This is a genomic window from Coprococcus sp. TF11-13 (assembly GCF_003481085.1).
Classification (GTDB): domain Bacteria; phylum Bacillota; class Clostridia; order Lachnospirales; family Lachnospiraceae; genus Coprococcus; species Coprococcus aceti.
Genome location: NZ_QUKK01000004.1, coordinates 1 through 23246, shown reverse-complemented (window position 1 = coordinate 23246; position 23246 = coordinate 1). Strand labels below are relative to the sequence as shown.

The 23246-nt window shown below is 44.1% G+C and carries 15 protein-coding genes; 2 read left to right on the top strand and 13 right to left on the bottom strand.

Annotation, left to right across the window (positions count from 1 at the left end):
• Positions 1-104: 104 nt before the first annotated feature.
• From DXD11_RS07935 to DXD11_RS07900, 9 genes are all read right to left on the bottom strand, one after another.
• Complete coding sequence (locus tag DXD11_RS07935; RefSeq protein ID WP_158579427.1) at positions 105-10166, bottom strand: InlB B-repeat-containing protein; 10062 nt, start codon at positions 10164-10166, stop codon at positions 105-107.
• 254 nt (positions 10167-10420) lie between these two features.
• The gene (locus tag DXD11_RS07930; protein WP_118758133.1) at positions 10421-12973 is read right to left on the bottom strand and encodes an ABC transporter permease; all 2553 of its coding nucleotides are present in this window, start codon (positions 12971-12973) and stop codon (positions 10421-10423) included.
• A complete protein-coding gene (locus DXD11_RS07925) occupies positions 12936-13637 on the bottom strand; it encodes an ABC transporter ATP-binding protein (RefSeq protein ID WP_118758132.1) in 702 nt (233 codons plus the stop codon). The genes DXD11_RS07930 and DXD11_RS07925 overlap by 38 nt, the downstream gene beginning before the upstream one ends.
• A complete protein-coding gene (locus tag DXD11_RS07920) occupies positions 13618-14970 on the bottom strand; it encodes a hypothetical protein (protein ID WP_118758131.1) in 1353 nt (450 codons plus the stop codon). The genes DXD11_RS07925 and DXD11_RS07920 overlap by 20 nt, the downstream gene beginning before the upstream one ends.
• A gap of 236 nt (positions 14971-15206) precedes the next feature.
• Positions 15207-15332 (bottom strand): hypothetical protein, encoded by a 126-nt coding sequence (locus DXD11_RS14695; RefSeq protein WP_015534073.1) that lies wholly within the window; start codon positions 15330-15332, stop codon positions 15207-15209.
• A gap of 337 nt (positions 15333-15669) precedes the next feature.
• Positions 15670-15939 (bottom strand): hypothetical protein, encoded by a 270-nt coding sequence (locus tag DXD11_RS14530; protein WP_118758130.1) that lies wholly within the window; start codon positions 15937-15939, stop codon positions 15670-15672.
• Positions 15936-16244 (bottom strand): type II toxin-antitoxin system RelB/DinJ family antitoxin, encoded by a 309-nt coding sequence (locus DXD11_RS07910; RefSeq protein WP_118758129.1) that lies wholly within the window; start codon positions 16242-16244, stop codon positions 15936-15938. The genes DXD11_RS14530 and DXD11_RS07910 overlap by 4 nt, the downstream gene beginning before the upstream one ends.
• Positions 16245-16431: 187 nt before the next feature.
• On the bottom strand, positions 16432-16746 hold the full coding sequence (locus DXD11_RS07905; RefSeq protein WP_117551080.1) for a type II toxin-antitoxin system RelE/ParE family toxin: 315 nt from the start codon (positions 16744-16746) through the stop codon (positions 16432-16434).
• The gene (locus DXD11_RS07900) at positions 16736-17029 is read right to left on the bottom strand and encodes a type II toxin-antitoxin system RelB/DinJ family antitoxin (protein WP_117551079.1); all 294 of its coding nucleotides are present in this window, start codon (positions 17027-17029) and stop codon (positions 16736-16738) included. Before DXD11_RS07900 ends, DXD11_RS07905 begins: the two co-directional genes overlap by 11 nt.
• Positions 17030-17321: 292 nt before the next feature.
• Here DXD11_RS07900 and DXD11_RS07895 point away from each other — a divergent pair, with 292 nt between their 5' ends.
• Together DXD11_RS07895 and DXD11_RS07890 are read left to right on the top strand one after the other, a co-directional pair.
• Positions 17322-17918, top strand: a complete 597-nt coding sequence (locus DXD11_RS07895) for an N-acetyltransferase (protein WP_117551077.1) — start codon at positions 17322-17324, stop codon at positions 17916-17918.
• 345 nt (positions 17919-18263) lie between these two features.
• On the top strand, positions 18264-19790 hold the full coding sequence (locus DXD11_RS07890; RefSeq protein ID WP_015534080.1) for a CoA-transferase: 1527 nt from the start codon (positions 18264-18266) through the stop codon (positions 19788-19790).
• A gap of 123 nt (positions 19791-19913) precedes the next feature.
• On the opposite strand, the gene DXD11_RS07885 is transcribed toward DXD11_RS07890, so the two are convergent.
• The 4 genes from DXD11_RS07885 to DXD11_RS07870 form a co-directional block, all read right to left on the bottom strand.
• Positions 19914-20744, bottom strand: a complete 831-nt coding sequence (locus tag DXD11_RS07885) for a metallophosphoesterase (RefSeq protein ID WP_243105837.1) — start codon at positions 20742-20744, stop codon at positions 19914-19916.
• 142 nt (positions 20745-20886) lie between these two features.
• Positions 20887-21405 carry an NUDIX domain-containing protein gene (locus DXD11_RS07880; RefSeq protein WP_118758127.1) on the bottom strand — a complete coding sequence of 173 codons (519 nt, stop codon included), beginning with the start codon at positions 21403-21405 and terminating at the stop codon, positions 20887-20889.
• Complete coding sequence (locus DXD11_RS07875; RefSeq protein WP_117551070.1) at positions 21402-22739, bottom strand: acetyl-CoA hydrolase/transferase family protein; 1338 nt, start codon at positions 22737-22739, stop codon at positions 21402-21404. The genes DXD11_RS07880 and DXD11_RS07875 overlap by 4 nt, the downstream gene beginning before the upstream one ends.
• Positions 22740-23012: 273 nt before the next feature.
• The coding region (locus tag DXD11_RS07870; protein WP_147360975.1) for an Hsp20 family protein at positions 23013-23246 on the bottom strand (234 nt) is incomplete at its 5' end.

Below are 23246 nucleotides of genomic sequence, written 5' to 3'. Positions count from 1 at the left end.
TTTTAATCCCGGTATAGATAATCAACACCCTGTATATATCAGCAAAGGTGCCTGCATCCAGCCCCAACGGGCCGGATATCAAGCACCTCATGCAGCTACTATTTTTATTTTACTATAATCTGCACAGCCTGTGTAGTGCCATTTACAGCAATTACATAGACCGTACACTTTCCTGCGGCCTTTGCCTTTATTCTTCCTTTGGCATCAACTGTAGCAACATTTTTATTTGTACATGCATACAAATACCTTGCACCATGTGTGCCATCAAGCACCTTCTTGCTGGCATCTGCCTTGGTATATCCAGGTTTAAGCTTAATCGTCTGCTTAACTCCCAACACGTAACTCTTCCGTGGAAGCAGAACCTTCTTGATGTTGGTATATTTGCTGCTATTGGTAACTATATGAAGCATGACACTATTGTCTATATACTTCTTCTTACCATTTACCAGCTTATATGCCTTTACTCTCAGCTTGATCATATCTAACTTAGCAAGTGATTTGCCATTAATGCCGGATATTGTAACTCGGGTTGCCGATGCGCCCTTTACCGATTTAATAAGACTTTTCGAGTCAAAGTTTACATAGCACTTCTGTGCATATATATCATATCCGTCAGCCCTGTTAACCTTACCCCACACAACTGTCACTTTGTTTCCAGATACTACTGCATGGATATTCTTATTGATACCAGCTGTATTTTGTGCCGGTATTTTTGCTACAAACCTGGCATTGATTTTCATATTCTTATTTGCAGCAACCTTTACCGAAGTTTTTGTACTCTTGAAGCTTCCTGTCCAGCTTCCAAGTTTACAGTTTTTTGCCGCCTTTGCTGTGCAGATAAGAACCGTTCCCTCGATCACTGATGCACCATTCTTAACTGTTTTGCCTTCCGCAGTCTTGATTGTGATCGATCCGTTTTCAGTCTTTCCAATAGCTACCTTCACATACCTGAACTTGAATGCCGCGCTTATATTCATGTTCTTTGTCACCGTAAGTTTCACTGTAGTACCAGTCTTGCCTTTGGCATCTCCGCCCCAGGCTGACAGATCACAATGCTTTGCAGGAATTGCCTTGCAGATGATATCTGTGCCTTCCTGAACCAGCTGTCCGTTAGATATCTTCTTACCGTCAGCTGTTGTGACAGTTACCGTACCATTCTTCACTGTGGCAATACTTACCTTTGCATATCTTGCCTTAAAGGCTGCTCCCACTGTGATACTTCCGTCAAGGGCTTTTTCAAATGTGCTCTCAGCCTGATCTGCCGCATCCTCTGTCCATGCGTCAAAGTCATAGTACATATCCGGTGTTGCTGTGTATGTAAGAACAGTTTTCTCGTCAATCATTTCACCGTTCTCCACCTCTGTGCCATCTGGCTTTGTCACCTTTATGTTTCCATGCTCCGTATCTGCTATTGTTACAGAGTAAAGCTTAACTGCATCAACTTTAAACTCCATATTCTTTGTGACGTTTACATCACTTACAAGATATGCTCCTGTCTCAGTTCCATCCTCTGCAAGCACTGGCTGGACTGACATGATATTCTCTGACTCCTCTGAATTTTCAGCGTTCTCTGGTTCATCAATGATTATATCTCTGATTCTCCAGCCCTCAGCAGGTGTAATAACAACACTCGCATCTCCGTTCTCTCTTACCATATTATCAAGAACTACGCCATTGTCATTCTTGAATACCACATTGTCTGGTATCTTTGTAAGGTCTGTTATAGTGTAGGCTGTCTCCGGTGTGCTTTCACCACCTGCAGTCTCTATCAGATTATTATCTCTGTCATAATTTCCCTCTACAGGAATGGCATATCCAACTCTGTCAACAAGCTCTGCACTTACCTCTATGCTGTTTGTAACATCATTTAAAAGTATCTCGTTGGTAAATCCAAAGTCAGCGCCAGACTCTTCCTTGACAACCTTTCCGCCTCTGATGTACTTGACTGTCCATGCCTGGATCATATAATCATCAGAAGGTGTTATGGCAAATCTTACATCCTTGCCAGAACCTATTCTCACTAAGTTATTCTCAGCATTTATTGGCTTAAGTCCGCTTATATCTCCATCCTCGCCGGCATAACCTGTACTGATGTCTATATTGTCATATTTCTTAACTTCATCCTCATTCTTGAATATTACATTTACAAGAAGTGATGGTGCGATATATGCATATATCTCTGCATCCTTTGTTATGTCTGTCAGCTTGTATGTGAGTTCATCTGAATCAACATCTACTCCGTCAACTGTCCAGTGCTCAACTGTGTTGTATTCATCCTTAGGGGTAACTGTGATCGTCAGGTCCTTATGTCTCTTGAGCTTAACCTCTCCTGATACGATCTCAAGTTCCTCGCCGTCAGAAGATGCTGTGATCTTCGCCGATCCGGTTCCTGTTGTACCTACCTTAACTGTATACTCTGGAATCTCCACAAACTTAACATATACTGCCACATCTGTGTAGATAGTCTTCACCTCATAGGTAGTCTGCTCCAGTTCAGTGCCTTCTATAGCCTGTGTACACTCAGGATCAAGATACCAGCCCTCGATCATCTGGCCATCTGCAGGAGCTGCCGTAAATACTGCATCTCCGCCGGATACCTGGCTATCGCCACTTGTGATCTCAGCCTTCTCGTCCAGTCCATATACCGCTGTCACAGCTCCAAGAGCAGCATCATTTGCCTCAAAGGTTATAACTGACTTGAGTTCCTGCTTAGCAAAGTGAGCAACAACATCTATGTCAGATGCCACCTTGTCAACCACAAATACGTTGCTGCCAAGCTCCTCTGCTGTGTAATTCTTTGTTCCCTCTGCTGTCTTTACTGTAAATCCCGTACACTCCATATACTGATCCGGAATAGCCGTAAACTTAAGCATTCTGTCGCCTCTGATATCCGCAGACTCTCCATCAAGTGTTTCTCCTGATGTCACGTTCTCTGCCTCTATCTGTCCGGCTCCGTCCGCCGACCATGTTATCTTATACACAGGTCTGTCAAACACCGCCCTCACATCAACTCTCGTATCCTTTGGCACTTTGTATGCAAATGTCTCCTCTGCCACACCCTGGCTGATTCCATTTACAAGCCAGTCTGCAACTTCATATCCTTCTGCAGCCGTCGCTGTGAATTCCACATATGAAGCAGCACCTATCATATCTCCTGATTCGAGCACCAGCTTTGTAGATGTGATCATGGCGCTCACCTCACCTGTTCCCTCTGTCTCAGGACCAAATGTGAGTACATCACCAACCAGCTCAAGACCAGCCATAACTGTCACATCAGATGAATCTCCGTCAACCGTGATCTTAAGGGTATCATTTACTTTCTTGTCTGAATATAACTTTATATTCTCTGTCTCGCTTGTCAGCTTATGTCCATTTATGATCCATTCTTTTACATTGTATCCATCATCAGGCACAACCTTGAATGTGATGACAGAATCTCTGTATATGTCTGTGATCTGCGCAGATTTGCTCTCCGTCGCATCACTTATGGTATCTCCTATCTGTATGTATGAAGGGAGATTTTTTCTTGACACATCTGCACTTATAGAGCCGTGTGTCTTTCCTGACGCCTCTCCAGCAGAAGCCTTCTCTATCACTTTCAGAGAATACTCAGCCTTCACGGATGGTGAGATCTTTCTGTATGTGGCATTTACTGTCACATCCCCTGTAAATCCATCTGCCGGAGCACTCCACGTAAATGTGTATCTCTCTGTTCCGGACTCAGCATCCGCAGTCTCAGCCAGCTTTCCTTCTCCGCTGTCCTCCGCAAGACTGAATACATCCTCTCCTGCGTAATTTACCTTTATGTCAGCTATCTCATAATTTCTCTTCACCGCAAATGTGAATTTCAGATCATCCTTACTTGCATATGCGATACATCCGCCATTTGCCAGATCAGAATCTCCTGACCTTGCAGTCATCTCTGTGTCATTTCCTGATGTCCACGACACAACCGGCTGTTTGTAGAAGTATACGACAACCTTTGTATCCTTGCCGAGATATTCTAGTTCATACCTCTGGGCGCCAGCACCTTCTGCCTCAGCATCAACCTTCTCGCCATTTACCTCCCAGTATGCTATCTCATAGCCTTCATTTGGAGTTGCTGTAAATACTATGTCACTTCCCTGAAGCTGCTTGTCACCGGATACAAGTGCGTCTGTACTTCCGGTAGCCACAGCATCTACCACACCGGCTGCATCATCATCCGCACCATATGTCACCTTGTATCTGTTCGGCGCAGTGTACTTAACTGTATAATCGAGGTCTGAAGCTATATCATACACTGTCATCGTCCTGAGATCCGCTGATACAGTTCCAAGTTCCTGTCCATCTGCTGCTGACCATCCGTCGAGAAGTAGTCCTGACGGAACTGTAACCTGAATGGTTACGTTGTCGCCTCGGCTGACTTCATATATACCGTCTTCACCGCTCTCTATAATCACTGTGCCGTCAACTCGCTGAGCCTTGACTGTGACATCCACACCTGTTGTCACTGTAGTCTTTCCATCGCTTCCAACAGTTACAGGCGAGACTGATATTTTGAAATTCTGTGCCTCTGCAAAATATGCCGTGATAAGTGTATCCTCGCTGATCTCCTCTGCATCATATGTGAGAGATGTGTTATTTGTCACTCCATCTTCCGCGAGAACGGTCTCCGGAACTCCATCTTCTCCCGTAACAGTCCAATGATCCAGAACATATCCTGCTGCCGGAACCGCAGTGAGTCTTACCTTCTGTTCTATATGAATGTTTGCACCTGAACCGAACGATTTTCCAATTGTTCCATCCGTCACATAGTTTGCTTTGAGTGTTCCATGAGCCTCATTGTCAGGCTTGTATGTCAGCTTGTGATATACAGGCTCAAAGTTTACTGCTACATTCATGTTTGCTTTCAGCTTATCCATCTGGATCTGGTCATCGCTGCACGCCTTGCCACCGGATGTTCCACACTGTGGATCCGTAACTGTCTTTCCATTTAGTGACCAGCTCTTAACCTTATATCCCTTATGAGGAGTAGCAGCTAAAGTGATCGTTGAGTTCTCAGGGAGTCTTGTTCCACTGTCAACTGTGAGTCCGTCACTGTTTTCATTTCCAGGCTGCTGGTACTTGATTGAAACTGTGCCATGTGTATTTGCCGGTCTGGCAGTAACGGTGTACACGTTTCCTGTCAGTGTGTATGATGCCTTAACCAGGTTTATTATATATTTCTTCTCAAGTTCATTCATAACCTGTGAATGCTGATCGCCCACCTTTACGTATACAACATCTATATCATATATACCCGGCAGCAGCCCACTTGCTCCATCTGATCCGAGCTCGTAATCCCGGTCTCTCTGAGGCATTATGTCGGTATCCCATGCCTTGAGACCTGTTATCACCGCATCCTCGCACTCTCTTACAGAATCATTTACACTTTTCTCTGTATCCTGGGCAGCTATCTCAAGCTGTGCCCTTCCAACATTTATATTCTTCTGAGTCTTGTCTCCGCCATTTGATGCCGTTATCTGGAACATTCCAATAGACTTCGGTATAAACACGCCGTTTGCAAGTTCGTATTTGTCTGTGTCTTCAAATTCTCCTGTCTTATTATTCTTTATCTTAACTGTGTATTCTGAATCGTCCGTGATATCCTGAAGCTTTCCTGTATTGTCGTATGACACTCTCTCCAGAGACATCTTCACTGAATCTCCATATCTTACATTATCCTGCATGGTCAGATTCATGTTCGTCTTTCCCTCAAATGAGGTATATATAGCCATCGAGTCAGATATACTGTCGTTGTACTGTTTGTTTCCTGCAAAGTATACATATACGTTGTATATTCCTTGTCCGGATGACTCCCACTGTGCAGTATAGCAGCCATTTGCTCTGTCATACTTACCAGCTATGCGCTTGCTCTCAGGTCCTGTGATGACAAATTCCACATCTCCCTGTACATCCTCACCTGACAGTGATTTCGGCTGACAGCTGAGTGTGATCTTGTCTCCTGTATATGTGACCTCTGCCCCTGTGGTCTCAGATCTGACCGTCTTGGTCTGATATACTGATTTGAGATCAGTCTGGACCACCTTGACAGTATCTGACACATTCAGAGTCTTCTTTGAAGTCATCGTAAAACTTCCGCTTTCACTATCTGCCACATAATAGTACACCGTACTGTCTTCACTTCCCGATGTGTTTCCGAGAAGATAGAAGTTCTTGCTGCCATCCTCTGATACCCATTTTGCGAGTATCCTGTCATATGTAACATCATCAGATGCATATGACACCTTTTCACCTGCATAGTCATCTGCATTTACGCTGGCCAGCTTGTAAGTATTGCCATCAATATCTGCGATGAAATCTGATTCACTCACACCATATGCCGTGCCGCCCACATCAGATGCTTTAAATGTCTGTGATTCATCCACGTAACCATCGCTGTCCTTTTTGACGCTTACGCTGCATGGATAGTAATTCTCGTTACTATCTTTCCACATATAGTTTGTTCCGTCGCTGACAAGAATATATTCCCTGACTCCGGATGTTACTGTTATAAGATTTCTCTCCTTAGTCACGTTCTCCACCTTTGTAGTCTCTGAGCCCGATGCCCTGACTACGCTGCCATCCGACAGATCTTTATTCTCGGTATCGTTGTGCGCCAGAAGCATGACCTTGCTGTCCGCCTTATTTACAGTGAGTGTCGCAGTCTTGGTGTAGAGTGTGATGTCGTTGTAATAAACTCTGCATCGATATTCGTTTCCATCCATTTCATCACTTACATCAGTAAGTCTGAGCGTAGGATTGCTGCCTCCTGTCGATACGCTTCTCCATCCATTATCTGTATTAACCTGCCAGTTGTATCCAACGCTCTGGTTTACTCCATCCCCATCATAATAAACCGCATTTGCCGCAAATTCTGCATTTCCACCGGCAAACGTATTTGTATCATCAGGGTTCTTTGTTATATGGAAGTTAGAACTGTCCTGAAGTGTCGTCGCGGTTGCCGGACGGCTGAACAGACTCTTTGAACCATTTGCCTGAAGAGCCCTCACTGCAAATGTGTAAGTCCTGTTGGAATATAGTCCCTTCACTTCATAGTCAGTAACTGTATATGGCACAACTGCCTTGCTGTTGTAATTACCTCCTGCATCAACGATACAGACCTCATAGTAATCTGCATCATTGGACGGTGACCACTCAAGACTGACACTTTTTCTCGTTGTGTCGACAACAGAAAGTCCCATCGGCATACGCGCCGGACGAACAACATTCTTAACATCATAGCCAATGACGAACACTGAATCACTGTCGCTGTTCAGCTTTGCAGTGTTCACTCGCAGCTGCCAGTCAAATGAGAAGCCTGTGCAGTCTGCCGGAACATTGTCCACCGTTCCACTGTATGTAACACCATTCGAGCTTACACGGGTGTGACCAAGACCCGCATGCTGGCTTGATGTTACACCGACGATGACCTTATTACCGAGTCCTCCGCCTCCGGCACCAAGCTTTTCGTTCGCCTCAAGGAACACTTCAGTTGAATACTCATTCTCATCAGTCACAGATATCGTCTGAGTCTGATCTGCACCAGAGCTGGCATTTACAGAAGAATAATTGTTATTTCCACCTGACTGATAGGCGTACTTTAATTTACCTCCAAGAGTCTGGTATGTAGCAGGGTCTCCCGCTGTGTTATTCAGAATATTATTATATATCTCGTTGAGCCCCTTGCTCCTTCTTGCAACCTTGTCGTAATCTGCCACATCTATGATTGAAGTTGAAGGTCCGAGACATACCGGCATAACCACCGGCTCCCATTTTCTCGCAATCGGATCATATATGGAGTATTCGTAATACATATATTTCAAACAGTACAGAACAACCTGATCAGAACCTCCACCTGCGGCATTATATGTTATCTCATATTCCGTTGTCTGTGTATTTGCATATTCAAAGCTTGCTCCATACGAAAGTTCAACCTCTACCTCACCTGCTCCGATGAGCTGGATCTCCGACGACACATACGCGCCAACTGATATTGACAAGTTAGCTGATACCGTGTTCGATGAACCTTTGCTTGTTGAATATGATGTTCCACCGTTATTTACATATTCATATACTTCCTGAACATCATCAAAATACGGACTTGCCTGAAGGATTGCATAGACCTCTGGATTTGTGTATACCGGATACTCTCCCTCGTACTTTAACCGCACACTGTCATTATCAATATCCGGAAGACACAGTGAAACAAATGTTCCATACATATCCTGTCTGCTGTTCGACTGGCATACTACACCCTCCTGACTGCTGTATGGGCTGCCGCCATCCATAGAAAATGTCGCTATGTCCAGCCAGTAATAATCATCTTTATCATTGAGTTTCTTCTCTCTGTGCACTCCCACAACGCACACAAAACTCTGTCTGTAATTGTTCCCCTTGGCATCCTTATCGACACAGCCAACCCTGACATCGCCGATCCACACCTGATCTTTTTTCTTCTTGTCGTTGCCCTGATTGCGCTGGTCGGTACATATACTCATGCTTCCTATCTCCGAACCTGTTATTCCGCCATCTTCCAGTGAGAAAGCATATACCTCTGCGCCAAAAAGCACACTGTCATTTTCATTATTGCCGTTCATGCCCTTAAGGTCTGCACACGCAAGCGCCAGAGGTGCATTCACAGGTCTGTAATATTCGTTACTTTTAACCTCGTGATATTTCACGATTTCTTTACTCTTAGTCCCCAGGCTTCTCGTATGATAATCTGACAACACATAATTATCCGTCAGACTATCGTAGTATACGTATCTGTATGCAGCCTGCGTGGCTTCATATTCCCTCTGCACATATTGAGAATTGCTCGAATAATATCCACCAACTATAAGTCCTGTGACCATGGCTCCTGATCCAGGATACTTAAACCGGCCAAATGCACAATTTGCAGCATACATTCCATAGTTCTGTTTTCCGCCATCTGTGTCTCCAAGTGACACTTCATTCAGACCTTCTATAGGGACAAGTCCGCCGTCTTTATATGTATAGACGGTCATATGACCTGCCTTTGCCATGTTGTAATTCAGAACTGATCCAGATACGGCAACCGCGGCCTCATCCCGGCCATCCTGCTCCAGATCACCGCCGGCCAGAGTTACCACAGGAGCTCTTCCTATTCCATAATCACACCACGATCCATCCGTTCCACTTTCATAATTAGATGCAAGCCCGCCCGGTATGCTTATATTATTTCCCTTTGTGAACCTGCCGTTTCCCTTGCCATAATATACATCGACTATGGCATAGCGTATGTTCTGATCGTTTATATTTCTATCCTCGTAAGTTCCACAGTATACGAGAAGATCTTCAAAGCCATCTCCATTCAGATCGGCCTTTTCGATCTCAAACATCGCATCCAGCTCCTGCTGGTATCTTCTGATAAAATACAAAAGTCCATCGCTATATGTAGAATTCTTGTTTAAAGTAGGGGTAAGCGTAGCAATTGAATATCTTGTACCATCAGCTGCTATCTTGAAAATATTCACATCTATCTTTCCGCGGTACTCCTTGCCGTCTATGACAGTTTTAATACTTTTCCATCCAGCTGGACTGAATACTTTATCTCCATGTACTCTTAGCTCCGCAACGTAGTTGGTTTTTCCGTCGCCTCCATCAAATGCAACGCTTGTCGCATACAGGCCGCTAAAACCATTACTGTCCTTTTTTAGAACATTTCCCATGTTGCTACTTATGTTACTGTCTCCCGATCCGCCGTGTTCCACTTTCACATTATCTTCGCCAAGATCATAGAAACCATACGCTCCGTACAGATTGCCAAGGCTGCTGTTTACCTTTGTAGTCCTGTCCTTGAAATCTCCAATCCTGTCAAATCCGTCTCGCACAGTGTACTTGTTTCTGTAATTGCCGTTTGCCGCAACGTATACCTCATTCACCTCTGCAAATGTAGATATATTATCCTTGTCATACGGCACCGCAGCTTTGCTTTTGTCTATATCGGTGCTGAGACCCAGAGCTTTGTATGTACTCTCGTCAATCTCTGTCTCGACCACCGTCTTGCCTGTTTTCTTCGAGCTGTCCGCCGCGTATGCTTTTTGTCCGGGAATAAATCCGGACAGCATAGATAGCACCATACTGGCCGTCAGCGCCCAGCTTATCGCCCTCTTTCTCATAATTTCTTCCTCCCTTTCACTTAAAAAACTAACCATGAGCACCAGCCGTTTTAAGCTGCCACATTCTGATATCAATAATATATTTACAATTATAATTGCTGTGTTTTTCAATGTACACTAACCAAAAGGCTAGTAACAGGCGGTGAAAACAACTTTTTTACAAAAAAATCCACAGAACGTACCGTCTATACTGTACGCCCTGTGGATCGTAATAAGCATCTTGGCTATTCTGATACATGCCATATATAAAAGGATCACTCCACCGACTTAAGCGACTCCGCCATATTTATCTTATCAAGCTTGACTGACATGACTCTGTTGACAAGAAAATTAAACGCAAATGTCAGAACTATACTGTACACATAGCTCATCGGTGCTATATATGTATCAAATGCAACCATATCCACCTTGATCTGGCCTATGACAAATGCATGTAAAAAAACTCCAAGCACAAGTCCCACAGCGATTCCGAATGTCGTCAGGACTCTGTTCTCCCTGAACACATAAGCCGAAGTCTCGTTTTTGAAAAATCCCAGAACCTTTATGGTCGCTATCTCCCTGATTCGCTCTGTGATATTGATATTTGTAAGATTGTAAAGAACGATAAATGCAAGCGCACCAGCCGAGAGTATGACTACAATTACTATATAATTCAGACTCTCCATCATCTTGGATATTCTGTTCTTCATATCCTTGTTGATAGTCACTGACGCTGTTGCTGCATCACCCATAAGATCGGCAGATATCTCATGCGAATCTGCGCCTTCCTCAAGATTGAAGTACACCGATTTGTACTGAGGTGCCTCCCCCATCTGATCCTCATATGTTTCAGGTGAGATATACACATAGTTGTATACATGATTCCTGAATATGCCTGATATGGAGACTCTTATCTCTTTCATCCCGCTGTCTCTGACCGTTATTACATCGCCTGTTTTGATGTCATACTGTTCTGCCAGCGCAGTATTGATCACAGCTTCCCCTTTGCCCGGATATTCTATCTTCGCACCGTCTTTATCAGCAAACTTCATATACCTGTCAACGTGCTCAGGTTCTTCCATGATGACCATGTTCACGGACTTTACGCCTCCATCATGCACCAGCTCCCATGTAGATTCACTGACGAGATCATAGCAGGAGGTATCCTCCTCCAGCAGGTCTTTAAGACTACGGAATCGTTCATCTTCTCCATCACCCGCAATCGATGTATTCAGCGTTATCACTCCATCTCCGACCTGTATCTTCCCATACTGATTGTCAGCAAATCCGCTTATGGAATCATTTATTCCAAAGCCTGTGAGCAGCAGCGCTGTACATCCGCTTATTCCTATTATCATCATGAAAAAACGCTTTTTATATCTGAATACATTTCTGACACTTACCTTTCTCAGAAATTTCAGTCTCTTCCATATAAATGGGATATGCTCAAGGAACACCCTCTTGCCCGGTTTCGGAGCCTTAGGCCTCATAAGACTTGCCGCAGTCTCGGAAAGCTCGTATCTGCAGGAAAACCATGTTGTGCCAACAGTGCACAGAAGTGAGGCTGCCAGCACTCCAATAACCAGCGTCCAGTCTGTGGTTCTCTCAAGCGGCAGATGTATATACATCATATTATATGCATACCAGATAACCTCCGGAAATACATAGGTACCTATAAGATATCCACCTGCACATCCTACCACCGCCGCAGTTCCCGAATAGATCATATATTTTCCCATGATCGCCGCCTTGCCATAGCCGAGTGCCTTCAGCATGCCTATCATCGAGCGCTGTTCCTCAACCATCCTGTTCATGGTAGTCATACACACGAGAACGGCAACCAATATGAAAAATACAGGGAAAACCTTTGCAACTCCATTTACTATATCTGAATCACTCTCAAAGCAGACATATCCGATATTCGTCTCCCTGCCGAGTATGTAATAGTTCACACCATCTGCATCATCCAGCGTTATGTCCTTCACCATATCCTCCGTCATACCCTTTGCCATGAGGATATCCTTATATCTGTCCAGTACACTGGCCTTACATATTGACTCCCATTCGTCCTTCCTGTCGTCTATATAGTCTTCATACTCATCGGCATACAGATCAAACTTTCTGTCAAATTTCACATATACATCGGTGTAGCATTCACTGTCAAATGCTTCAGGACTGACATATACAAAGCCTGCGATCTTACCATTTCCAAGGGTTGTGGTGCCTCTTTCAAAATTAATATAAAGAGGGGAGTTGACAGTTCCGACAACGGTGAACTTCTTCACCTTCAGGATATCCTGTGTACTGCCGCCCTCACCTTCTGCAGCATCGTCATCTGCCACCTCTATGACATCGCCTGTCTTTATACTGTCCATCTTGGCATCTACAACACATTCATCTTCCTTTTCCGGCATGCGTCCGTCCACAAGACTCAGTTTGTTGATGTTTTCCGGAACTGACATAGTCTTCAGCACCCTGTCATTTTCGCCCTGGTTCTCGTATGGGACATCCAGGCTGTAACCGCCCTCTGCGTATAGCACATCCTTCTCCCCGGCAAATGAATTCACGTCATCATCCGTGTATCCAAGAGTCGACAGGAGATGCAGATCATAGAAATTTCCCTCGTCAAGGAAATTCGACATGGTATTCATCATGTCCGGTTTCGTCATCTTGAGCCCCGAGAAGAAACCCACGCCCAAGGCTATGATCGCCATGATGGCTGCAAATCTTCCAAATGTATTTTTTATCTCACGAAATGTCGTGCGTCTCATCATTGATTTCATAGGCCACCTACCATTCCAGATCTTCAACGTTCCTGATGTTATCATTCATAACCACTTTCTCCACAGTTCCGCTCTTAACCGTGATGACTCTGTCCGCCATGGCTGTGAGTGCCTGGTTATGCGTTATGACTATAACTGTCGTTCCCGTATTTCTGCATGTATCCTGAAGGAGCTTCAACACAGCCTTGCCTGTGTTGTAATCCAGAGCTCCGGTCGGCTCATCACAGAGCAGAAGCTTTGGATTCTTTGCAAGCGCCCTTGCTATGGCAACTCTCTGCTGCTCACCTCCGGAGAGCTGTGCCGGGAAGTTCGCCATACGATTCTCAAGTCCCACCTGCTTTAGAACTGTCGCAGCATCCAGCGGTTCCTTGCAGATCTGTGCCGCCAGCTCCACATTCTCAAGTGCTGTGAGGTTCTGTACCAGATTGTAGAACTGGAACACGAATCCCACATCATACCTTCTGTATGCCGTGAGCTGTCTCTTATTCAGAGTTGATATCTCTCTGCCATCCAGCTTCACACTGCCGCTTGTCAGAGTGTCCATACCGCCAAGTATATTCAAGATAGTAGTCTTGCCCGCACCGGAGGCTCCGACTATGACACAGAACTCTCCCTTTTCTATCTCGAAATCCACATCGCGCAGAGCATTGATCTCCACCTCTCCTGTCTTGTATACCTTCTTAACATCTTTAAATTCTACGTAGCTCATCCTGCACCATCCTTTCACTGTTCTTTCTTACAATCTCATCCAGACTCCACAGCCTTGCCTCGGTCACCCTGTCAAATTTGATCTCTATCCACTCTTCCGTTCCAGGCTTATATATTCCCGCAAAATCATCATTTTGTATTATCTCACAGTCCATCTCCAAAATAAACTTCTCTTCATCATCAGAGAGAACGACAACTGTAAAATCCAGATTTTCTTCCCCCGGCAAAATGTACCGATTTATCAAATGCCCCTCCAGAAGTCCGGGATCGTCAACAAACAAAACTATATGCCTATATCCGCCTACATTCTCGCTATTCACAAAATAATCCAGAGTACCATTTCTTTTCTGAAGCTCATTTGCCAGCATGTCTAACAAGCCCTTCACATCAGCTTCTCCTGCGGCAAAAGAGATTTCTCCATTCTTACGGTCCGCCAGATAAAGCTCATCATATCCTACCCATTCACCATCACCCGGATCACAGGCAAATGCTAGCTGAATCCTGTCATTTGTCTCATTTATCTCAAGCTGGCCTATGATATTTCTCGCTATATCAAATGCACTCTTTTTATTTCCATCACTTACTATTCCTATAACCCCGGTACGGCTGAGATCCAGCACCACCGGCAAGTCGTGGATAACTGCCGTTTTTATCTTCACCTCATTTGCAACGTCTGTGAGCTGTACCTCTCTCTCCCGCTTTCCGCCAGCCTCCTGAACCACCACATGATCAGATATATCCACACTGCCAAGCCCCAGTCTGACCATAAGATGATTGCAGGCCCTCGATCTATTCAGACATTCAGCCTGTGCCTCCGAAAAAAGGATTTGGACTACAGGATTGAATCTATCTCTCATATTATCCAAAATTTCCGTCTTATCGATCTCGATCAATCTGCACAAATGCTTTGCATAATTATTTCTCCTGATAGATTCAAGCTCCCCACGTTTCTCTTTCCCCGGTCTTGTCGAAAAATCCGCTATAGTACCCGGGATTACCCGCATCACTCCGAGGCCAATACACATAAGTATGAGCATAATGAAACCATACAGGTCTATGCCGGCGAATCCTATTGGATGCCAGCGCCCTCTATAGTAATACCCTTTCATGTCAGGATTCCTGCCCTTACCATTTACTGCCATAACTATCACGATCACAGCGATCACTGCCACAATGAGAATTTCCACCAGAAGTATCTTCATATTAAGCTTGTTCTGATTTTTGGGCGTAGAGGCTTTAGGCAGTACAAGCTTGTCCGGCGGCAAAAGCTTCTCATCCAGCTTACCCGTTTTTCTGACCTTATCTGTTGTTTCCGTTCCTTCCGCATTCTCCATATTTTTCATATTCCCCATGTGTCCCAAATCTATTATCCCATCAACACTCAATATATTTTAGTTCGAAAATATATCAGTCTGTCAAGTCCGACAATATATCCCATAAATATTTGTTATATATATTATACATCAGTAACCCCATATTCAGAAATCAAATTTATATATTGATGTTCCCACGACAAAAAAAGTCCCCCATACCTGCCTGATGCAGATACAGGGGACCTTTGTCTCATATACTATTTATGCTTTTTTGACTTTGGTGTAGCCGGTTCTTCAGCTGCTGCAGCGTTATGATTTGCTGTCGCATATACCTTCTGAACTACTTTCTTTTTCTTCAATGGATGCTTTGGGTTTTTATCCATTTTGAACACTTCCTTTCTGTTTTCCTAAAATGTTATATAACAGAAATCTGCAGTGCATATGTCAAACGGTCATGTGCACCACCGGTTGTGCTATCCTTTTCTTATCTTTGACTATGTTATAGTCCTCTATGCTAGCAATGTCAAGAGGTGAGTGCTAATTATTTTGTGAAGATTTTGTGAAGATTAGGTTCTCGCATATTAACCGGGAAAGCGTACTGCCCCTCGGCAAAGATATGGTTCAGATACCCCCAATTCCCCCGCGGTTCATTGACACCATTTTCTCAATTGGATATATTGTGGGTGTTATTAGCAAAAAGGAGCTGACAGCCATGCCGAGTCATCCCTTGAAAACAAGGCCATAAAGACCCCCGATGCAAATCGGATTATAGAGGCAAATATAGTCTACAATGTAAGAACCGGCGAACAGCTTACCAGGAGAAGACAAAATGCCAAGGGCTTCGAAGAGCTTCTTGACTGTGCCGGTGTCCTGTTCCTTGAAAATAACCAGACAGGAAATCTGAGGAGATTGTAATTCAAAGGCAATATATTCAAAAATTCCTCTCAGATCATTGTCAGCCTGCTCGGATATCTCTAATTCATATATCATATTCCATAATCCTTACGAATGTCAGTAAAGGCCTTTTTAGCATTTTTCGTCCGTCCAGCCTGCATATCCGCATATCCTTTCTCCAATTCTTCATCGAACTCTGCATCTGATAATGTGCTGATGTCAACAGGTCTGTCATATGGTATTTTTACCTCAAATGGAAGTCCTCTCTGTAAGATAATCTGTTTATAAAACATATTTATAGCACTGGAAGCAGGGATACCCAGCGTAGACAAGATACTTTCTGCTTTTTCTTTGACATCCGGTTCAATCCTTGCATATAAATTTGCAGATTTTGTAGCCATATAAAGCATCTCCTTTCATAAGTAGTGTTTCCATCTATCCTTAATTATAAGCATATGTCCGCACAACAGCAATACTTTTATCTCAAATAGAAATACACTATCATACACTTACTCATATAAGAAAAATATGTGGGAAGCGTATTGTATTGCTTCCCACTCTTTAATGTTAATTGCTCTACGGATTGTTCTATATCATTTTTCCCTCAAAATCCTGTAATTCATGAAATATATTATCTACTATAATACGTTCTCCTTCTATTCGATATAGCATAAAATATCTATGTCTTTCAAAATTAATTCTTCTATATCCCAGCTTTCTCAAGCGCAGATTATCACATAGTTTCAAACTTGAAGCAATTTTTTCCAAATTTCTTTTCGTATTCTCAAAGTCCTGAAGAACATTTGCTGCAGCCTGTTTACTATGTTTTTCAAATAAGAGATATTGAATAAAATTATCCAAATCATTCTCTGCATCTTTTGTCAAAACCACCTCATAAGTCATACTTCTTCCTCATATCATCTATCACAACATCAGCATCACGACATTCACCTTTTTCAGCATGTTGTCTTGACTTCGTCAGTTTGTCTATCATCTGTTCCTCTGTCATTGCCACATATGGATCTGTAACAACCCTTTTTATCTCAAATGGAAATCCATTATTTGCAACTGCCTGGGTAAGAAAAATTCTTATAGCTGTCGTAGTATCTGTTCCAAGATCATGAAATAATTTATCTGATTTTGACTTAAGATCATTGTCTACCCTTACCTGTATTGTGCTTGCCATTCTCATGCACCTCCTAGTATTAATAATATGCAACTTCACCGCTTCTTTATAAATTATAATACTTAATTTATGCCAATTCAATACAAATGTATTGTTTTAGTAGTGATATTCCATATGCAAACACTATGACATCAGCATCCTTCACATCTTCATATATTTCTATCATGTCATCCTGAATGAGATCATAGTTTCATTTTCACTCTATATATGATAATATGATTACGGTTAGATATATCTAACCGTATGGGTGGAATTAGAAATTACAACACAATTATTGAACGGAGGAAATACAATGAAGATAACAAAATGGGATGAACAGGCAGCCGAGGATATCGGCCATGCGTTTGGATATTACGACTACGGGCAAGAAACAGGTATGGGCGTGTTCTACAGCAGCAAAGAGGCAGTGGCAAATTACATAGCCGGCTACGTTCGTATGGCATTTGAGGGACAAATGCTCTACGCGACCAGCGAACGCGGCGAGGGGTATATCGCCTACACCCTGCCGGGACAGAAAATGAATTTCAAAGCTGGCATGGCTATCCTCAAAGCACTGTTTCGCAACATGAGCCTTAAAGAAATGATCTGCATGGGAAAAGCTCTGTCCAAGGGAGGAAAATCCCTTCAGGATCGAATGAAGAAAGAGAAGAAAGATTTTATATTCGTCGGCATGGTCTGCGTCCGCGAACAATACCAGGGACAGGGATACATGAGAAAAGTTCTGAACATGGCTTTCTCTGAGGGAAACAGATTGCACGTTCCAGTCATCCTTGAGACGGATGCCAAGTCAAAGTGCGACAAATACATGCATCTCGGCATGGAGCTTGAGGGTGTGCGCGATATGGGTGCTTATGGTAAGATGTACGATCTGATCAAATATCCTGATTAGAAAACTAAAAATGTCAGCTAGATATGAGTCCCAAACCATTGCTCATATTTATCTGGCATTTTTAATTTTATCTTTTTGACTTAATCTTGCTCTTCTGTGCATAAAATTTTCGCTTATTTGTTATAAACCTCCAAAAAGATACAAACTTTCGATTTTCTGTATCCTTTGCGCATTTTTCGTCAGAAAAAAGAAAGTTTTTTATCTTTTTAGGATAAGTCGAATTTTTCTACCCCAATATCACCATTCCCCTTAATAATCTTCTTGACATCTCATCCTCAAAAGATAAAAATAACAAGTGACTGACTAAAATTCAGCAAAGGATTCTATAGATACGAGGTTAGACAAATGTACCAGATAATGACAGCCGACGAGGCAATGGATCTTATAAATGACGGAGATGTGATCGCACTCAACTCATTTCTCGGCATAGATATTCCAATCGAGCTTCACGAGGCATTATATAAAAGATACCAGAGGACAGGTTCGCCGAAGCACCTCACCGCTATATCAAGCGCGGGCTTTGGTGCGTGGGATGAGAACAAGGCGGCAGAGGGATACATAAGAGACGGCGCCGTTGACAAGATCATCTGTGGACATTTCGGTGCCATGTACAGCACCAAGAAGCTTGTCCTTGAGGACAGATTTGAGGCATACAATCTCCCACTCGGCTGTATCTCACACGCAATACGTGCGCAGGCCGGCGGACTTCCGGGAGCACTCTCCAAGGTTGGTCTCGATATATTTGTCGATCCTAGACTTGAGGGACCGGGAATCAACAACATATCAAAGGATGACTCACTTGTTAAATACGTCGAGCTGGACGGTGAGGAATTCCTCTACTACAAGCTGCCGCTTATCAACGTGGCTATCATCAAGGGAACTGCTGCCGACCGCAAGGGCAACATCTCATTTGAGGATCTGTTTACCGCAGGAGATGCGCTGTCTATCTGTCAGGCCGTAAAGGCAAATGGCGGAAAGGTCATCGTGCAGGTTGACAGACTTGTGGCAAGGCCATCAAGACCTCACAATACCATCATTCCGGGATGTCTGGTTGACGCTATCGTTGAGATACCGCCGGAGCCAAGACACGCATCATACGAATCCCTGACAGGAAGTTTTGAGATTCCATATTCACAGTGGCAGGACTGGGCTGAAATGCTTTCCGGTCGTACCAAGACAAAGAATGTCGTCAATACAAGCGCAGAGATCATTGGAAGAAGGGCCGCTCTGGAATTGAAACCGGACGATATAGTCAACATAGGTGTTGGAATTCCGGAGACTGTATCCAAGTATGCCAGAGAGAACGGTATTCTGGACAAGATAACCCTGACCGTAGAATCCGGAGGTGTAGGAGGATTTCCGGCATCGGGCAAGGTGTTCGGCGCTGTTATCGGCGCGGACTCCATCTATGACATGGCAAACCAGTTTGATCTCTACAACAATGGCGGTCTTGATATCTGTTTCATGGGCGGAATCGAGGTTGACAGGTTCGGGAATGTAAATGCCCACAAGGGTCCTGGCGCATTTGCCGGTGTAGGCGGATTTGCAAATATCACCGCCAAGACAGCAACTGTTGTGTTCTGTCTCACATTTGATACGAAGGGGCTTGCCGTGGAAGACAATGACGGCATCGTGACCATCAAAAACGAGGGAAGCATTCCTAAGTTCGTAAACGATGTCAGAAGCATCAGTTTCTCAGGAAAACGTGCGCTGGCAAACAGACAGAGGGTTATATACGTCACAGAACGATGCGTATTTGAGCTCACTGAAAAGGGACTTAAGCTCATTGAGGTGTACCCGGGAATTGATCTTGAACATGACATTCTGAACAAGCTTCCTTTCAAGGTTGAGGTGGATGAAAGGCTGCGATAGCTAGAAGTCTGAGAAAAATAAATCCTAATATATTAAAAGGTCGTGAGAAGATCCCTACTCAAAATCTTCCCACGATCTTTTATGTACATCATTTTCTTATCTACATTAACTTTCTCACAATAACTAATGTTTCCCCACCAGCTCCACGCACACAATCTCTGGATAGTTAAACAGCCTCACCGGAACCACACTGTTGCCAAGGCCGCGGCTGACTATCATCTCGGTGCCATTCATATAATATTCACCTGCTGTATATTCTGGAAGAAATCCCTGATCCGGCGCCACTATCCCGCCGACAAATGGAAGTCTGAACTGTCCACCGTGGGCATGTCCGGAAAGCACGAGATCAACACCGATGCCGGCATACCTTGCGAGGTATTGTGGCTCATGTGCAAGAACTACTGTGAATTCTTTTTTCTCAGAGTCCTCATGCGCCACATTCTGAGCGTTATTCAGTAACGTCCCAAGTGTCCCATCCGCAATACTTTTATCGTCCAGCCCAACCAGCCTGAACTTTGCATCACCCCTGGATATCTCCACAACCTGATCATCCAGAATAACCGCCCCTGCACGGGTAAGTCCAGACATGAGCTCATCATACTCAGAAGCCTCCAGCCAATACTCATGGTTCCCTGTGACATAGTATACCGGACATATTTTCACGATCTCATCCACAAATTGGACTGCGCGGTCTACATTTGTGTTATTTGAGTCCACAAGATCTCCGGTCAGGACGATCATATCAGGTTCACATTCTCTTATCCTGTCCACCAGTTTCTGGTTATTCTTGCCAAACTTTGCATTGTGCAGATCCGATATCTGGACTATGCGATATCCCTCAAGATCTGCGCCAAGCTGCTCTGCCGCATATGTATAATGTGTGGTTTCAAGGTGTTTGTTCTGAAAATTGCAGAACAATATTATGACAATAACTATGCTCAGAGTAATTGCCAATTTTATATATTTCTGCTTTTTCGTATTTCTACTTTTTTGTTTTTTAGATTTTCCTTTCATTCGCAGCCCCACTTTTAAATTCCCCATTTCCCCTGTTTCTGAGTATCAGCCCACATAAAATTTTACACATAATCAGATGCGTCTATAGTTTCATCTGTTTCTTCACCATTTGAAGAACACGCAGCTCCCTCTTTATCATAACCTCATCGAAATAATTCTCACTGTGATACTCGTCATTTGCACATATCGCCTCATCGATTGGCAAGACTCTTAGCACAAATCCCGCCTCTCGCTCATATTCATCAAGTTCCTGTCCTATATTCGCAGCTTCAACATCACATATATAATAAAAGTTTTCCTGTTCAAATATCGTATTCTCCGATTTATCACTCTTCTGTCTTCGAAGTACACTTCCAAATTCTCTTATGCTATCAGGGATGACCACAAGCCCGGTCTCCTCGCGGACCTCACGGACAAGAGCTGCCTTTTTGTCCTCTCCGCCTTGAATACCGCCACCTGGAAATTTGTAATAGTGCTCCCGCCCACTGTAGACAAGGGCTATCTTGTCTCCCTGCAGGATGATTCCACGTGCCGATGGTCTGCAGTATACCTTGTAGCCCGCTTCGTAGTCCTTTATATCTATGTCAAATAATCTTTTCATCTCTTATTCGACCTCCGCCAAATCTTTCTCTCCTGGGCCTCCTTTATCAGCATATCTCGAAAATCCGGATGAGCTATGGAGATGAGCGCCTCAGCTCTCTCCCATGTGGAGCGTCCCTCAAGGTTGATGACTCCGTACTCTGTCGCAAGGAAATACACCTGACTTCTAGGGGAAGTGATGATATCTCCGTTGAACTGTGGCTTAACCCTGGAGTGTTTCACTCCGTTCCTGTCGGTGTGGGTGGAGCTCATGCATATAAACGCCTTGCCGCCATGGGAGCCAGATGCTCCGATCAGGAAATCAAGCTGTCCGCCGGTTCCGCTGATCTGGCGTGAACCGCTGCTCTCCGCCGCCACCTGTCCGTACAGATCCACAGCCACGCAACTGTTTATTGATACCATATTATCTATCTGCGATATGACATACGGTCTGTTCACATATTCAAGTGGGTACGCCGCTATCCCAGGATTGTCGTCCAGCCACTCATACAGCTCATTTGAACCGATGGCGCAGCCAAATACGCCTTTTCCACGGTCTATGTTCTTGTATTTATTTGTCAGCTTGCCCGCCTTGTACAGGGCCAGATATGCGTCCGAACAGAGCTCCGTGTGCATGGCAAGATCCTTGAGATCTGACTGGGCCAGCATCTCACCCACCGCATTTGGCATTCCTCCGATACCGAGCTGCAGTGTTGAACCGTCCACAATATACGGAATAAGCAGCTCCGCTATCTTCCGGTCAACCTCCCGCGGTGCCTGTGTTTTCACATCAGCAAATGGTTCATGCTCTCCCTCTACGATCATATCCACATCCGATATGTGAATACATTCGTCATATCCGCCGCGTATCTTAGGCATATGCTCATTCACCTCAACTATCACTATGTCAGCCTTCCTGGCAATAGGGGCAGCCACACCGGTATTCACCGAGAAGTTAAAATAACCATGCTTGTCCATAGGTCCCACCGACACCATGACCACATTTACATGGAGAAAATACTCATAATAAGCCGCATTATTGTGGAACACCATCGGTATATAATAGCATTTGCCCTCATCGCACAGCTTTCTCTCGTACTGCGAACAGTGCCAGCTATGATACACAAAATGCTCCTGACTGTCATCGCACTCTGCAACCTCTATAGGCCCAGCCATCAGATTACCCCTGATCTTCACATCGTGCAGCTCATCTCTCCGCTTTGCCAGTGCCCTGTCAAGTAGTACAGGTTTTCCAAGGGACGATGTGTAATCGACCCAGTCTCCATCCTTGACACACTCCACCGCAGCCTCCGGTGTACGCAGCTTTTCTCTATACATTTGCTGAAAATCGAACATATAAATCCCCCTTTATTGAATAACATTTCACCGCTTGTCCTCCCTCAACAGTCTCAACCACTATTATCAAATAAATCAAATACCATTTCAATATTTTTAGAGATATTCCACACAAAAATATTCATAATATTTTTTCGCCTTCACTGGCACAATGCTCATTTACATCTAATAGCAGAACGCAAAAGAGCCCCCCGCATACCTGAACCTTGCAGATACACGGAGGGCTCTACGAATATTAGTCATCTGTTATTAAGTAATCTCGCATTTCTTACATTATTCGATTGCGATGTAATTACTCTTCTCTACTTTCTTCTGCTCTTCCTTCTTAGGAATCGACAGTTTCAGTACGCCATGTTCATACTTTGCATGAATGTCTTCCTGGGAAACTCCCTCACCGACATAGAAACTTCTGCTCATGCTGCCGGCATAACGCTCACGTCTGATATATTTGCCGCTCTTCTTGTCCTTCTCATCCTTATCCAGACCCTTTGCAGCCTCAATTGTCAG